Origin of the sequence: Phaeodactylibacter sp., assembly GCF_022763345.1 — a bacterium.
GTDB lineage: Bacteria > Bacteroidota > Bacteroidia > Chitinophagales > Saprospiraceae > Phaeodactylibacter.
On the sequence record NZ_JALEGS010000065.1, the window covers coordinates 43,140 to 57,626 of the forward strand.

A 14,487-nucleotide genomic window follows, 5' to 3' on the forward strand; every position below is an offset into this window, starting at 1 on the left:
GCGCTGTTAATAGGTCAATATTTTCTCTACGGTTGTTTGCGGCTTGATCTCAACCTCTATCGTTTCGTCCTGCCCGCTATGCGCGCCGAGGGTCCGGATCCTGACTTCATACAGCCCGGGGGTCAAATCATAGGTACGGGGGTTGCTGCCGGGACTGGTATAGGTACGGCTGCCTGCCATATTTTGCCGGAGTGCTTTATCCACTACATTTACCGTTGCGTCGATCAGTTCTCCGCTTTGGGTTTGCACCCCGATGACCAGCGTGCCTACCTCGAAGTTATGCACCATCTCCCGGGCGGCACCGCCGTCAAGGGTGATGTTCCTTATCGTATCCAGCTTCCCTGCCCCATTGACCTTCAGCCCTTCAAAAGTGATGTGGTACGTGCCCGGGTCTACTTCCATGACTTTAGTGCCGCCGTAAGTACGGGCGTTGGCAACCGGTTGGCTAAAGTCTGCAGGATAAACCCTGGCAATCCCATCGGTGAGTTCGCCATTGACTGTTGTCGTCACACTTATTTTGGCGGCGTCGAAGCTGACCGTTCGGTGCAGTTGCTCCTCGGCTGAAAGCGCAATCTCAAAGCTTGTGCCTCTGATATCCGTATTTTCCAGTGGGCGGACATCCACTTTAAATCGCCCGGCAGGGACGGCTAGCAGAGCGGTATCCCGGTAGGTACGCCCCCCGGCGACCGCTTCTTCACCATCCGATGGGTATACTTTAATCCAGGCATCAACAGGTTGCCCATTTTTGGTGGCAAAAATGGAGAGGTTTTCGGAGGGGTTGTCGACAGTGGTCCGGGTAGCCTCCTGAAGGGCCGCAGCAAGCTTATCCACATCAGAAGCATCAAAGTACTGCCCGCCTCCGGCATCAGCAGCGCACTGCAGGGCAGCCGTTTCTTCTTTGATGCCAAACCCCACAATATGCAGTTTGAAATCAATACCCGACAGCCGGGCCTCTGCTATAGTCTGGCACAAATCCCCGTCACAGGATTCAATGCCATCGGTAATGAGGATGAGCGTGGCTGTTTTCTGCTGAGCCTTGAGCTGATCGAGGACCATGCGTGCAGAACGGGCCAGAGGTGTCTTCCCGGTGGGGTTCAAACTGCGGACGGACTTGATCACTTCCTCCTTAGAGGTATTATCGAGGCCGAGCAGCCACTCTACATCATCGCAGTTGTCCTTTTCGCGATGCCCGTAGGCCATAAGGGCGACCGGCTGGTCTGCTGAAAAATTCGCTACAGTAGAGGAAAGGGCTTCAGCGGCAAGTACTTTCTTGGTCTCATCGCCAAGTTTTTGCCACATAGAGCCACTGGCATCGTAAATGAGCAGCATAGGGGCGGGTGCTTCCTGAGCAAATGCGGTTAGAGCAAAATACAGGGTAGTGAAGATTAAAAGAAGGGTTTTCATGGTGCTGGGTTTTGGGAAAATCAGTATATGTCACCTCTAAAATACAACTTTTCGGCTACTGTCTGATGAATGCTTTTGATAGGGGTTCTTGCAGAGTCAGGCCTACTAAAAAATTCCTCCTCATTAAACCCCAGGCAGGTTCCTGCGTCAAAGGAGCGTGCTTTAGACCGTTCGGCCTCCATGCAAAGTAACTTTCTTACGGTGGCAGCCGTCTTTTCAATGAACCTGAAAACCCTTTTAGCTATGATGATAACCGAGAATTGTGCAACCGGTACATTAGAGCCCTATGTGCCCAGTGCCGATAAGCCCTGGAATAAAGCCCGGGTACAGCACCTCTTCCGGCGAATGGGCCATGGCATCGCACCCGAAGATATTGAGGGAGCGCTGCAGCAAGACCCTGAGACGCTGGTCGATAATCTGATCGATGAAGCCCTCAACCTCCCACTGCCTGATGAGCCCGAATGGGCCAACTGGTCTACCGCCGATTACGATGACTTTAACACCCAGCGCTTTGAGCAGGTCATTAGCTGGCTGACTGAGTGGCTCAACGGCATGCTGCAGTTTGGCTTCCGCGAAAAGCTGGCGCTGTTTTGGCACAACCACTTTGTGACAAGCTTCAACAGCTATCAGTGCCCTTCTTACATGTACCAATATACCAGCCTGCTGCGGCAGTATGCCCTGGGCAACTTCAAGGACTTTACGGTGGAAATGGGCAAAACGCCCGCGATGTTGCTCTACCTCAACGGTGTGCAAAACACCCGTTTTGAGTCCAATGAAAACTACGCCCGGGAGCTATTCGAGCTCTTTACCCTGGGGCTGGACAATGGGTACACCCAAGACGATATTGCCGAAGCTTCCCGCGCACTCACCGGATGGAACGGGCTGAATGGCCCACCCTATTGCACACCGATCAACTTTGTGCCTTTCCTGTTTGACAATACGGAAAAAACGGTCTTTGGACAAACAGGCAACTGGGGTTATGACGAGCTTCACGACATCCTGTTTGAGCAACGCCCTGATGAAATCGCCCAGCACATTTGCACCAAAATCTACCGCACCTTTGTGCACCCTGAGGTGGACGAGGGCATCGTGGCAGGGCTGGCGCAGACCTTCAAAGACCATAACTTCGAGCTTGCCCCGGTTTTCCGGCAACTGTTCAAAAGCGAACACTTCTTTGATGAGTACGTGATCGGCACGATCATCAAAAGCCCGGTGGAGCTCTTTCTCAATATCATCCGGGAAAGCCGGGTGCCCATTGATGGTGAAGTACTGCAGATCATAGGCTATCTCGCCAATGACCTGGGGCAGCAAATCCTCTCTCCGGTGGATGTAAAAGGCTGGCCGGGCAACCGCGACTGGATCGACACCAATACCATGACCGAACGGTGGCTGTCCCTGGACTTTATCGTCGGGCGGTACTACTTTGACTACAAGCCGGAGCTGGTGCAGCTGGCTAAGGATTTAAGCGGCAATTCTATTGACCCGTATGAGGTCACGGTCTCCATCATTGATCATTTCATCAGTGGCGGGCTGAGCAATCCGGAAGCTTATGACCGGGCCACTACGGTTTTCAAGTGGGAAGTCCCGCAGAATTACTTTGATGCCGGTGAATGGAACCTGGACTGGGATACCGCCGACGAGCAGATTGCCATTTTGCTGCGGCACCTTTTCCGTTTGCCCGAATTCCAACTCGCTTAATCCATTCCGAACCACCAAAACAACAACACCATGTGTGACCACCATAAAACGACAGACAAGGGCCGCCACGGCAGTGCTCTCGAACACGGCGAAGCCCACGAGCGCGATCACCGGGCATGGAGCCGCCGTACCTTCCTGCGCAATCTGGGCATTTTCAGTGGCGGGGCAATGATGCTCAGCCAAACGCCCGTTATCGCGATGGCCAATTCTCCGCTGGCCTGGGGCCTGACCAACTCTACCGGTGACCGTATCCTGGTACTCATCCGCTTCAAGGGAGGCAATGATGGCCTGAATACCATCATCCCGCTTTTCGACTACGGCACCTATCAGATGGCCCGGCCGAATATCCATATTCCGCAAGCAGAGCTAACTACCCTGGACCCCGACTTCGGCATGCCCAACTTCATGAGTGACCTGCAGCCGATGTGGCAGGACGGGCAGATGAAGGTGGTAAACAGCGTAGGCTACCCCGGTCAGAACCTTTCCCATTTCCGTTCAACCGATATCTGGACCACGGCCAGCGATAGCGATGTAGTGGACACAAGCGGATGGCTGGGGCGTTTCCTGGAAGGACAATACCCCGATTTTGTCACCAATCCACCGGACATCCCCCCTGCCGTACAAATTGGCGGCAGCGGCACCTTCCTCTTTGACAATACCGATGGCAACAACATGAGCGTACAGGTGGAAGACCCCGACACGCTCCTCGAAATTGCCGAGGACGGAGAACTTTATGACCCGGTCAATGTACCGGAATGCTACTTTGGGGAGCAGATCAGCTACCTACGCACCGTAGCCAACAACACCTTCCGCTACGCCGAGATCATCTCCGAAACCTATAACAGCTCTACCAATGATGCAGACTACGAAGGGCAGTTAGGCAATCAGCTGGCGCTCGTGGCCCGGCTGATCAAGGGCGGCCTGGGCACCAAGCTTTATATGGTTACCCTCGATGGTTTCGACACCCACGCCAATCAGCCCAACCAACACGCCAATCTCCTCAACAACCTGGCAAATAGTGTAAAGGCCTTCTACGATGACCTGGCTACTGCCGACCGTGCCAAAGACGTGCTGGCGATGACCTTCTCAGAGTTTGGCCGCCGCATTGAGCAAAATGCTTCCAATGGAACCGACCACGGTGCGGCAGCGCCCCTGCTGCTCTTTGGCCCCGGCCTAAACGGCAATGGCTTCCTGGGCGACCACCCCGATATGCAGGATGTGGACAACGCCGGCAACCTGAAGTATGGCACCGATTTCCGGCAGATTTATGCTTCTGTCCTGGAAAACTGGCTGTGCGTAGATCCCGGCATCGTTGATCAGGTGATGGGTGGCTACTTTGACCGTTTGCCCGGCCTTGGGCTCACCTGCTCACCTGTACCGGTCTTTGAAGCCCCTGTTTACCAACTCAGGCACTGGGCTTCCTACGATGGGCGCAGTCAGGTAGGTATCCACTATGTTTTGCCGAAAGGCGCCAATGTGACCGTACACATCTTCAACATGCTGGGGCAGCCGGTGACCACCCTTTTCCGGGGCTATCAGCCTAAGGGGCAGCATCAGCATACGTTCCAGAGTGCTGGGGCGAAGATTGCGGCAGGCTACTACGTGTACAGTATTGAGGTGCAGGGGCAGGCGTACAGCCGGAAGATTGTGATGACTCAGTAAGGGGGTAGGTCACAGGTTTACGGTTTGCGGGCTTATTTTCACGCAAAGGTCGCGAAGAGGGTTCACGCAAAGATCGCGGAGGTAGATTGAGCGCACTGATTAGACGGATTACGCAGATTTGCACGGATTGCGAGCGGGAGCATAAGAGCAGGGGCATAAGAGCGGGGCATATCCGTATTGTGGCACCGGGTTGCAAGATCAGTGGCATCAGTCAGATCAGTGCCATCAGTGTGATGTTATGCACCCCCGCTTTCCAAAAAAATTGCCACCAGGTTTCTTATTTTTACAAGGAACCAGCATTTACGCTTATGCCCAATGCCATAACCTTCCGTGCCGCCACTGGCGATAATGACTTACAGGCCATTATGCAACTGCAAAAGATCAACCTTCCGGCAAAAATTACGGCGGAAGAGCTGAAAGAGCAGGGCTTTGTCACCGTAGATCACGATATGGAGACGCTGCGGGATATGAATACGCCCTTTGGGCATAGCACAGCATGGGATGGAAACACCCTGGCAGGCTACGCGCTGGTGATGGAGACTCGCTTTCGCGACCGTATCCCGATCTTATTCCCTATGTTTGAACTGCTCGACGGGGTTGTTTGCCAAGGCAAGCCACTACAGGATTGGGCCTATTTTGTGATGGGCCAGGTGTGTGTGGCTAAGCCCTACCGGGGCAGTGGTGTTTTTGCCGGATTGTACCGGAATATGCAGGAGCGCCTGTCCGGGGATTTTGATTTTATCGTTACTGAAATCTCTACCCGTAACCCCCGGTCGATACGGGCACATGAAAAGGTGGGCTTCCAAAACATACACGAGTATACCGACCCGTGGGGGGAACATTGGGTGGTCGTCGCTCTTGGGTTAAGGTAACTGGTCCAGCAGCTCACCGGCACTCTTTTGCTTGTAGGCACCTTCCTGCCGGAGTTCCTCTAATAATGGTTTGGCCAACGCTGTTTTTTTCTGCTGGAGGTAGGTGAGCGCCAGGTACCATTGACCAGCCGGAGCATATGCGGTCGCTGAACGGGCGGTCTGCGCCAAGGCCTGCTCCGCCAGGTCTGGTTGCCCGGCCTGAAGAGCAGCGGTGCCGGTGTAAAGGTTTAACAACTCTATTTGTAGAGTACCTTCCGGTAGCGCACCAAAAAGCGCAAGCGCTTCCTCGTAACGCCCGGCGTTATAGGCTGCCATAGCCTCTGTGAGCGCATCGGCTTCACTGCCCATCGTTGTAACGCGGTCGGGGTAAGGTTCAAAATAGGAGGTAGCCAGCGCAGGAACCGACTGCTGCGGGCTGCTCATCATCCAATAACCAGCTACCAGCAACACGAGCACAGCAGCTGCGGCTGCCGCCCATCTGCGCATTGAGATCATTCTGCCTGACTCTTGCTTACGGTGCGCATTGAAAACCCCAGCAACCTGCCCCCGCGTACGCTCTGCCGCATAAGCAGAAGTCAGTTGGTGCGCCAGACGGTGTTTTTCGACCGCCTCCTGCAGCCGCACATCGTCTTCCAGGTCGGCTTCAAAGGACCGACGCTCCTCTTCTGTCTGTTCCTCAGCCAGGTAGGCTTCAATATCTTCAAAAGTGTACTGATTCTTCATCGCAGGTTTTTTAACAGATCAACTAAAATGGGGTTGTCATCCATTTGGGCATGCAGCGCCTTGAGGCATTTGTTCTTGCGGTTCATCGCCGCCTGCGCACTGCTGTAGCCCGCCCGGAGCGCGATCTCCTCCATATTGTAGCCAGAGGCCCACAGGAACAAAACGTCAGGGCACTTTTCGCCCAGGTTCTCAAATACCTCAAGCAGGGTCTGCCGCTTATCCGCAGCGATCATAGGGGTCTCAGGTGTGGACAAATCCACGGTTTCAGAGCTGCGCCCAACTTCCTGATCCCGGTCCCGGTCCCTGCCTGTCTTACGGATGCGCTTAAACCAAACGCCCTTAGCAATCGCAAACAGATAGGTGCCTAGTGCGCTTTCGCCTTTATATTGGCTTCGCCTGATGTTAAGCACCAAAGCCGTAAGCGCTTCCTGGAAGACATCGTCCCCATCAGCATCGTTGCCGCCATGCTGAAGGACAAAATGCAGGACTTTGGGATACTCCTTATCTATAAGGTATTCTAGAGCGCGGGCTTCTGAACGCCCGCCGGCACTAATGCTTTTCACCAGTGCCTCATCCGTAATGATGTTCTTTCTAAACATAAGTACCCGTTGATCGATAAAATCTAACCGCTGATCTACACTTTCTACAAAGCTAAAGAAGAAAATGACAACCTACATGCCGTTTTTCGGGTGGCTTATACCCCCTTACCTGATATAGTGCTATCCTTAAAGAGGTCTTTTCCAAAAAAAACCAAATCACAAAAAACTGTAAATCAGCTATTTAAAATCAAAAACTAAAAAAAGACAAAAAAATTCCTATCCGGCGGTTAGGTTTCGCAGCCGGTGCTGTACTAAGGGGCGACAACAACGATTTATAATCCCGTGAATTTTTTCACACTCATTTAAACTAAAAATTCTTTACCCATGAAAAGCCCAATTTTTGATCGTTTGACTTTTGCCCCCCTTTTATTCCTGGCAATAATTGCCGCCTTTATGTTCAGCAGCTGTGAGAAGGAGATTATTGAGCCCGTTACTCAAATTGACACGCCTGATGTAATCGTTCAACCGGCGATCCCTTCTGACTTTATTGCTGAAACCAAGGTAAGCACCCATGACTTCCGCCCGCTGCTGATGAGCATGCAGGAAGACGGATACATGCCGGTCTGGATTGATGCCTTTACGCACACTGCAGGCAATTCTGTGGACCAATACCATGAAACCCTGTACAACGTCGTTTTCGACAAGAACCCCGACAACCTCAAGTGGGAAATGCACATAGGGCTTACCGAGAACCAACTGAGCAGCAAATTCAGCCTGTTGCTGGAGGGCTATATGGTGCACCAACTGGAGAGCTACATTGATGGTGCCAACCGGAAGTTTGCCGTCATCTTTGTTGAGGGCTCTGCCTCAGATCAGTATTTCATGATTGATAAGAAGAATGCAACTTACCAGCAGACTTACAATCAGAAAAGAGAGCAGGGGTACCGTCTCGTGTGCCGTTCTGTAGTCCATATTGGTGAGGAACGTTTCTACACTGCTGTTATGGACAAAAAGGATGTAGGCTTATCGGTACCTTTCTCCAACTTGGACGAGGATGGCATCCAAACCCAGATGGAAAACGCGAAGGCGGATGGCAGAATGGCCGCATACCTGGATATTTCACAGGTGGGCACGACTTCTAACATTCGTTTCAACCCTGTTTTCAATGAAGATACACATGCCAGCTGGTATGCCCTGAACAAGCTTAGCGAGGCGCAACTCGGAGATGCCCTTGCAGAAGCTAAAGCAGATGGATACGACGTTACCTTCCTGTGCGGCTACGATGAGAAAGGCCTGATCAACGGCAATGAAGTTAACTTTGTCAAGTACGCTGTAGGCTTTAAGAAGTAAAACGGTTTTTTCACCCGGGAGCAATCAAAATTAAATTGCTCCCGGTTTTTCAACTGCTTCAATTTATGAAAAACACAATCCTATTACCCTTGCTGCTGATCTGGCAGCTTTCTGCTTTTGCACAAGTCAGCCCGGACGACTCTCTCGCATTGGTTAGCCTTTATGAAGAGACCAATGGCAACAACTGGGCCAATGACGACAACTGGCTCACCGCTCCGGTCAGTCAATGGAACGGCATCACCGTGATTGACAACCGCATTCAGGCCATCCGGCTTCCGGACAATAACCTTACCGGCGCAGTTCCCAACGCCGTAAGCACCCTGATTGCCCTGGAAGTCATCGACCTGAGCGGCAATGCCCTTATCAGCCTTCCCAACCTGTCTGCCATGCCGCTGCTGAAAGAGCTGCAGGTACAGGACAACGAGCTGGAAAATCTGCCAAATATCCCAACCAATATCTTCGACAGTATCCGGTGCGAAAACAACAGGCTGGAGTTTGACGACTTGCTGCCTTTAGCCGGCTTATCCACCACCACATTTACCTACGCTCCCCAGGCTACCTTTGCCGAATCGGGTTTCATCTATGCGTTTGACGGAGATGATGTAAGCCTCACAGTCAATGCGCCTGGTACCGGCCTCAGCTACAGCTGGTTCTTTGAAGGCACACTGCTTACTTTGCCCAGCCCGGTTCCTGACCTAAATCTAGTTGGTGTTTCCGGCATTGATGAAGGAGCCTACGTAGCACAAGTTACCCATCCTCTGCTACCTGCCCTGGCCTTAGAAAGTGCTCCACAAACCCTGCTGCTATACGATCTCGATAGCCTGGGCGGTGCCTTCGTCCCCAATCAGATGATCATTGAGTTCACGGATGACGCCTCCGACTTTGAGCGGGATACCCTCAGGGCCTACTTTCAGGCAGAACTGCTCGACAGCTGCCTTTGCGGTGTCATAGAACTATGGGAATTGCCCGATACCAGCTATTTGCCGGAAGGTGGCATTGTAGTGGGCCTTGAAGAAACCAAGGAAGCTGCGAAGACGAAGTCTAAAGTGGAAGACCTCAACAACAATTACGTACTCCCACTGCAAGACCAGCAACAAACCCATCCGGCAAGCCCAACGCCGCCCTCAGGCCCGGGAAGGAGGAGAGGCCGGAACTGGTCTCCCAAAGTAGCCGTCATAGATGTGGGCATTGACAATACCCACCCCGATCTTGAAGGCATGTTGGCTCAAAATGAAGCTGAAATGCAGAATGGCATGGATGACGACGGCAACTGCCTGGTTGACGATTTCGAGGGCTACGACTTTGCGGAAGAAGACAATCAGCCACTTGACCCGGTCAATGGGCACGGTACACATATCGCGGGCATTATTACGGACGGTGACCCACCAGGCACACTTGAGCTGCTGAGCATAAAAAGCCATCAGGACGATGGGCTCGGGCTCCTATTTGAAGCCCTCTGCGGCATTTACTATGCCCGCGATCAGGAAGCGCAGGTGGTCAACCTTAGCTGGGGATATCAGGGATTGCCTTCCCCCGTACTGGAAAATGCCATCCGCAGGGCTGGTGAGAACTGCAGAACACTCTTCGTGGCATCGGCAGGCAATGATACCACGAACAATGACCTTATTCCTCACTACCCCTCAGGCTTTGATCTGGACAACCTGATTTCAGTGGCGGCATTAGATATTACGGAGTCTGTCCTCGCCGACTTTTCCAACTACGGCATCCAAACCGTTGATATTGCCGCGCCCGGCACGCGAATTTTTAGTACCGTACCGGGCGGTGGCTATGATTTCCGTGATGGCACCTCTATGGCCGCAGCAGCCGTTTCCAGAGCGGCAGCATTACTCTGGAAAACGAAGCCGGAAGCGACCCACCTGGATATCAAAGCTGCACTCCTGAACAGTGCCACCCAGCTTCCGGCGCTTGATAGCCTGGCATCAGGTGGAAAGCTCAACTTGTCAGCCGCTATCGATATGCTGGAGGGTATGCCGGTTGACAGCAGTTGCGCTGAGGTCAGCTCCTCGGCTTTCGCTATGCCGGTACAGCATGGGCTGAGCATGCAGGCTGCGCCACAGCCCTTTGGCCAGCACCTCAATATTACGCTGGACAGTGACCGCTCCCAAATCGTTTGGCTTGAGGTGCGCTCGGTGTTAGGGCAGCTCGTCTGGCAGCAGCAGGTTGATGTATACCCGGGCGAACAAACCGTTGAGCTCCATACCCCCAATTGGGCATCGGGATGGTACGTACTATCGGTAAAATCCGAACAACATAATTTTGGTATGCAAATTTTGAAGCAGTAATTCCTGCCGGTGGGCCTCTTAATAACGGTCCACCGGCCTTTTTAAACCCGTAAAAAACCTCACCTGTAGCGCGATTCAGCGCCGGATATCCTACCTTTATTGGGCAAATACGCCCACCATGATGAAAAAACTATGGTTTTGGGGCGCGCTCCTGACCACGCTTGCTTTTTCCGGCACCGGAAATGCCTTGCCTTCCCATTCCTACACGACCACTTCTTTCAGAGCTAACCTACAGCAGGAGGCCCCTTGTACTATCGCCGATAGCCTCGCCTACGACCAGGCTATGGCCCTCTACGATTCACTGGATGCGGAACGGACAATCGACTTCCTTGAAGATTTTTTCGCGCAGCGCAAGTCAAAGGCTTGTACAGAGACTGCCTTTCTGGGCGACCTTTGGCACAAGTATGGCGTGTTTCTGTACCTCACCGACCAATACCGTCAGGCAGAGCTGGCCTACGAGCGGGCTTTAGCAATCCGGATCGCCGTACTGGGGACTCACCACCCTGATGTTGCCCGCTCTTACCACAACCTTGGGGTCGCCCTGAAGGAAAAGGGGGATTTTATCAATGCCCTACCCCCGTTAAAGGAAGCCGTGGCGCTCCGGCAAAAGCTGGAAGCTCCGGAAGGCGTGGCCGACAGCTACTTTGAGCAAGCTGCGGTGTACAACGCCATGGGGGAATACAACATCGCGCTGGAGTACCTGCACGCGGCCCTGCCTGTTTTTCGGGAGCACTACGGCGAGCAGAGCTATGAAGTCGCTCAAACCTACAATGAGATGGGCATTGCCCACTGGAACCTCGGAGAATACCAGCCTGCACTGAAGCGCATACAACTGGCACAGGCTGTTTTTGTGGCACTCTACGGTGCTGACGATACGGACGTTGCCCTTACTCACATCAACCTGGGGAATATTTACGATGATCTCAGAGAGGGAGAACTAGCGCTGCACCAGTACAAAGAAGCGATATCCATCTACCAGCAATACGAAGGTTACGATTTATCCCTGGGGCTCGTTTATAACAACCTCGGTGTCGTCCTGCGAAAACTGAATTGGTACGAAGAATCCCGGAAGGCATTGGAGCAGTCCCTCAAAGCCAAAAACAGGGCTCTGGCTGCAGGGGCTCACCCCAATAAAGCGGCAACACTCGATAACATCGGCGACCTGTACCTGGATATGGGGCTTCTCGATAAAGCCCTGCAACAATACCAGCTTGCTATTTATCACCGGGTCCCGGGTTTTACAGACACCCTGGGTTACAGCAATCCCACGATAATCAATGCCGGCATCAGAGGAAGCTGGCAGAAGCTGCTCATTGTGATGGCTTCCAAAGCCAAAACGCTAAAAGCCCTTCATGAAAAAACCAAAGACCAGGCTTATCTTGAGCAGGCCCTGTCCGCTTATTACACCTGCGAACAGGTCGTAGCTCAGCTACAGCAACAGTACGAAACCCGTAAGTCGAAGCTATTCCTGCAGGAAAATGCCCTGCCGGTCTATGAAGAGGCCCTGGAAACTTGCTTTTTGCTCCATCAAATCACGGGGAAGGACGCTTACATTGAAGATGCCTTTTTCTTTATTGAGCAAAGCCGGGCTACGCTGCTGGCTGCTACCCTACGGGATGCCCAGGCCAAGAACACAGCTGGTATCCCTGCCGAAATCCTCGCTCAGGAGCAGGGCCTGAAAGCCAACATCGGATACCTGGAGTCAAAACTAGCACTTTCGGCTGATACTACACGCCGTGCGCCCTTGCAAAGGGCATTAGCCGACTTGCGCCATCAGCTGCAGCTATTCACCACAAACCTGGAGGAAAAGTACCCCACCTACTATTTTGAAAAGTATCAGCGGACCAAGGCATCAACCGGTAATCTCGTCCGGCTAATGAAGGGGGCCAATGCCGGTTGGGTTTCCTACTTTGCCGGAGTAAAACGGTCCTACGCGCTATTTTGGAATGGGGCAGACTGGCAATTGTCGGCCCTTCCTGCACGGGCAGAATGGGAACCACTTATTCTTGAACTGACCCGGGCACTCAGCCGGCAACAGCACAACCTCCCGCTGGAAACTTTCCAATCTCTTGCCTACCCGCTTTATACCGCGCTTTGGGCTCCCCTTGGCGAGAACCTGCCGAAGCGGGTCTTTGTGAGCCCTGCCGGCGCTATTCACCATCTGCCCATCAGCATTTTGCCGGGTTCAAAGGATGGAGGGCACTGGAAGGAACTGCCCTACCTGCTCCACAAGCACCAAATCACCTATGCCTATTCTGCTGCGGTCCTACTGCAACAGGAAAACCGGCCCATCCCAGCCAGTAACCATGCTTTTCTGGGCGTAGCTCCCATTTTTGCTAAAAATTCAGGGCTTGCGGCACTGTCCTACAATCAGCGGGAAGTCAACACTATAGAACAATCCTGGAAAGGCAGGGTCCTCATCGGTCCGCAAGCGACCAAACAGGCGTTTACAGAGCTCGCGGGCAACTACCAAATCCTGCACCTCTCCACCCATGCCAGTGCGGCGGAGGGTGGCTGGATTGCCTTCAGTAATACCCTGCCAGACCAACCAGACAGTAAACTGTACCTTTCGGAACTCTACCCGCTAAACCTTGCTGCCGAAATGGCTGTGCTGAGCGCCTGTGAAACGGCTACCGGAGAACTGGCAAGGGGAGAAGGGGTGATGAGCCTCGCCAGGGGGTTATCGTACGCCGGATGCCCCAGTACCGTTGCCACTTTATGGCCGGTGCTTCAAGGCAGTAGCTCGGGGATCATTCTGGAGTTTTACGATTTACTCAAAGCAGGCCACACAAAGGACGCCGCTTTGCAGGAAGCTCAGCTTTCCTACCTGATGAGTGAAGAGACCGACCTCATTGGGGCGCACCCCGCATTATGGGGCGGGCTGGTGCACCTGGGTACGCCAAGACCTATTCCGCAACCTGGGCAACAGGGTTATCTGTGGTGGGCATCTGGTGCAATCGCTGTTGGTATTTTACTTTGGTTATTTGGCCGCCGGGCTCTCCTTAGCCGGGCGCAACAGGAAGAATAAGCCTACCAGCATAAAGGGAATGCTCAGCAGCTGTCCGGTGCTCAGTCCCGCGTTCACGGCCGACTCAAACCCGCCCTGACTCGTCTTGAAGTACTCCAGCCCAAAGCGGATGACGCCCAAAACCAGCAGCAGGAACAACCCGAACATGCGGCCCAGGCGGTTCTTCGCATCGGTTTTCCAGTACACCCAGTAGAGCAGGAAGAAGGTGAGCAGGTAACTAATGGATTCATACAGCTGCACCGGATGGCGGACCGGCACCTCGCTGAGCTCTACGCAAAACTTGCCGCTGGCCATTTCTGCCACTTCCACGCAACCCTGGCCGGCACGCTCAATGCAGGCCGAGCACTTTTCCCAGAGGTTGGTCTCGTTGCGGGGAAATTTAAAGCCCCAGGCGACGTCAGTAGGCTTGCCTACAATTTCGGAGTTCATCAGGTTGCCCAGGCGGATGAAGCACCCGGCAAGGGCAGTGGGGACCACCACTTTGTCCAGTACCCAGAGAACGGAGCGCTTTGACTCAAAACGGGAGAAAATCCAGAGGGCGAGGATGATGCCTATCGCTCCGCCGTGGCTGGCCAGCCCGCCTTTCCACACCATGGGAATTTCGGTGAGATGCTGCGAGTAGTAGTCCCAGTCGTAGAAGAACACATGCCCCAAACGGGCGCCCACCACAGCCCCCACGACCATGTAAATGAAGATACGGTCCAGCCACTCTTCGGGCGCATTTTCGGCCTTGAACATCGCCTTCACAATGTACAAGCCTGCCAGAAAGCCGGCAGCGAAGAGCAGCCCGTACCAACGCAGGGTTAGCGGGCCAAGGTTAATGATTTCAGGGGAAGCCGTCCAGGTGATGTAGGCCAAAAGATCTTGCATAGGTATTGACTTGTGCCCCAATATTAGGCATGTTTTAG

10 protein-coding genes are annotated in these 14,487 nt (G+C 53.4%); 6 read left to right on the forward strand and 4 right to left on the reverse strand.

What is annotated here, in order from left to right:
* Window positions 1-6: 6 nt before the first annotated feature.
* Complete coding sequence (locus tag MRY86_RS17910; protein WP_293566209.1) at window positions 7-1,404, reverse strand: VWA domain-containing protein; 1,398 nt, start codon at window positions 1,402-1,404, stop codon at window positions 7-9.
* 243 nt (window positions 1,405-1,647) lie between these two features.
* On the opposite strand from MRY86_RS17910, the gene MRY86_RS17915 reads away from it, so the two are divergent.
* The 3 genes from MRY86_RS17915 (at window position 1,648) to MRY86_RS17925 (ending at window position 5,636) form a co-directional block, all read left to right on the forward strand.
* Complete coding sequence (locus MRY86_RS17915; protein WP_293566210.1) at window positions 1,648-3,102, forward strand: DUF1800 domain-containing protein; 1,455 nt, start codon at window positions 1,648-1,650, stop codon at window positions 3,100-3,102.
* Window positions 3,103-3,132: 30 nt separating this feature from the next.
* Window positions 3,133-4,764: a DUF1501 domain-containing protein gene (locus MRY86_RS17920; RefSeq protein WP_293566211.1), complete on the forward strand. Its 1,632-nt coding sequence runs from the start codon at window positions 3,133-3,135 to the stop codon at window positions 4,762-4,764.
* A gap of 86 nt (window positions 4,765-4,850) precedes the next feature.
* On the forward strand, window positions 4,851-5,636 hold the full coding sequence (locus MRY86_RS17925; protein WP_293571773.1) for a hypothetical protein: 786 nt from the start codon (window positions 4,851-4,853) through the stop codon (window positions 5,634-5,636).
* Here the strand turns inward: MRY86_RS17925 and MRY86_RS17930 are convergent.
* Together MRY86_RS17930 and MRY86_RS17935 are read right to left on the reverse strand one after the other, a co-directional pair.
* Window positions 5,628-6,359 (reverse strand): hypothetical protein, encoded by a 732-nt coding sequence (locus MRY86_RS17930; protein WP_293570101.1) that lies wholly within the window; start codon window positions 6,357-6,359, stop codon window positions 5,628-5,630. The genes MRY86_RS17925 and MRY86_RS17930 overlap by 9 nt on opposite strands.
* Complete coding sequence (locus tag MRY86_RS17935; RefSeq protein ID WP_293570103.1) at window positions 6,356-6,958, reverse strand: sigma-70 family RNA polymerase sigma factor; 603 nt, start codon at window positions 6,956-6,958, stop codon at window positions 6,356-6,358. Before MRY86_RS17935 ends, MRY86_RS17930 begins: the two co-directional genes overlap by 4 nt.
* 324 nt (window positions 6,959-7,282) lie before the next feature.
* Between MRY86_RS17935 and MRY86_RS17940 the strand changes: the two genes are divergently transcribed.
* The 3 genes from MRY86_RS17940 to MRY86_RS17950 all read left to right on the forward strand — a co-directional run bounded on the left by MRY86_RS17940 (window position 7,283) and on the right by MRY86_RS17950 (window position 13,579).
* On the forward strand, window positions 7,283-8,248 hold the full coding sequence (locus tag MRY86_RS17940) for a hypothetical protein (protein WP_293570105.1): 966 nt from the start codon (window positions 7,283-7,285) through the stop codon (window positions 8,246-8,248).
* A 65-nt stretch (window positions 8,249-8,313) separates the two neighbouring features.
* Complete coding sequence (locus MRY86_RS17945) at window positions 8,314-10,551, forward strand: S8 family serine peptidase (RefSeq protein WP_293570107.1); 2,238 nt, start codon at window positions 8,314-8,316, stop codon at window positions 10,549-10,551.
* A 118-nt stretch (window positions 10,552-10,669) separates the two neighbouring features.
* Window positions 10,670-13,579, forward strand: a complete 2,910-nt coding sequence (locus tag MRY86_RS17950; protein ID WP_293570109.1) for a CHAT domain-containing tetratricopeptide repeat protein — start codon at window positions 10,670-10,672, stop codon at window positions 13,577-13,579.
* Here MRY86_RS17950 and lgt read toward each other — a convergent pair.
* Window positions 13,532-14,449: a prolipoprotein diacylglyceryl transferase gene (lgt, locus tag MRY86_RS17955; protein WP_293570111.1), complete on the reverse strand. Its 918-nt coding sequence runs from the start codon at window positions 14,447-14,449 to the stop codon at window positions 13,532-13,534. The two genes, MRY86_RS17950 and lgt, sit on opposite strands and share 48 nt — an antisense overlap.
* Window positions 14,450-14,487 lie beyond the last annotated feature (38 nt).

What these genes read in the sequence shown, in the direction of transcription:
- MRY86_RS17910 (WP_293566209.1), bottom strand. Translation starts at nt 1,404, where the DNA reads ATGAAAACCCTTCTTTTAATCTTCACTACCCTGTATTTTGCTCTAACC.
- MRY86_RS17915 (WP_293566210.1), top strand. Translation starts at nt 1,648, where the DNA reads ATGATGATAACCGAGAATTGTGCAACCGGTACATTAGAGCCCTATGTG.
- MRY86_RS17920 (WP_293566211.1), top strand. Translation starts at nt 3,133, where the DNA reads ATGTGTGACCACCATAAAACGACAGACAAGGGCCGCCACGGCAGTGCT.
- MRY86_RS17930 (WP_293570101.1), bottom strand. Translation starts at nt 6,359, where the DNA reads ATGAAGAATCAGTACACTTTTGAAGATATTGAAGCCTACCTGGCTGAG.
- MRY86_RS17935 (WP_293570103.1), bottom strand. Translation starts at nt 6,958, where the DNA reads ATGTTTAGAAAGAACATCATTACGGATGAGGCACTGGTGAAAAGCATT.
- MRY86_RS17940 (WP_293570105.1), top strand. Translation starts at nt 7,283, where the DNA reads ATGAAAAGCCCAATTTTTGATCGTTTGACTTTTGCCCCCCTTTTATTC.
- MRY86_RS17945 (WP_293570107.1), top strand. Translation starts at nt 8,314, where the DNA reads ATGAAAAACACAATCCTATTACCCTTGCTGCTGATCTGGCAGCTTTCT.
- MRY86_RS17950 (WP_293570109.1), top strand. Translation starts at nt 10,670, where the DNA reads ATGATGAAAAAACTATGGTTTTGGGGCGCGCTCCTGACCACGCTTGCT.
- lgt (WP_293570111.1), bottom strand. Translation starts at nt 14,449, where the DNA reads ATGCAAGATCTTTTGGCCTACATCACCTGGACGGCTTCCCCTGAAATC.